At 28.1% G+C, this 668-nt stretch carries 1 protein-coding gene; it reads left to right on the forward strand.

Annotated elements, in window-relative coordinates; all coding sequences use genetic code 11:
• Nucleotides 1–54: 54 nt before the first annotated feature.
• Entirely contained in the window at nucleotides 55–498 is a 444-nt protein-coding gene (locus LZZ90_RS13975; protein WP_237791321.1) for a hypothetical protein, read from the forward strand.
• The last annotated feature ends 170 nt before the right edge of the window (nucleotides 499–668 follow it).

Raw genomic sequence — 668 nt, forward strand, 5'->3', positions numbered from 1 at the left:
AAAGCCGGCGGGACGTTATGAGAGATTTTTGAAAACCTTGCGAAATAAAAACTTATGAGATGTATATTACTTTTTATTTTAATATCATCATGCAATCTTTTTGCACAAGATCTTGAATTTATCAAATCAACTGATACAATTTATTTGTATTTCGACAAACTTGAAAAATATGATGATTTACATTTAATAAAGAAACAAAACGAATTTATTGAGAACTATACTTATCAATTTCCTGACGCAAAAGCATTGTATTTCGAAGTCAGTTTACAAAAACCTTATAATTCAAAACCCATAACTATCAGTAAAGATTTTATGGATAAAAACAGAAATAAAATTATCACTATAGATATTTTACATAAATATAACTTTGTTGAAATTCAAAGTGCTCTATACAAACCAAAACGGATTTTTTATATAATAGACAAATCAGATTTTAAACGAAAAAAAATTATTCTTAAAAAAGCTAATTATATATTTCTTCCTCAAATTATTATTTAAAACCTCTCATAACAGCGGTTTCATGAAATGGCGGGCGACAGTTCATAATGGAACGAGCTGGAATCAAAGGTCTTTTTCTTTTTTTAATATTTCCTTCAAACCTTTTCGGTATATTTGTAAACGTCAGTAATAAAAAATCCGCCACTTCATGAAGCCGGCGGGACGTTAGC

The sequence above is a fragment of the Flavobacterium sp. SM15 genome (assembly GCF_022012335.1).
Taxonomy (GTDB): domain Bacteria; phylum Bacteroidota; class Bacteroidia; order Flavobacteriales; family Flavobacteriaceae; genus Flavobacterium.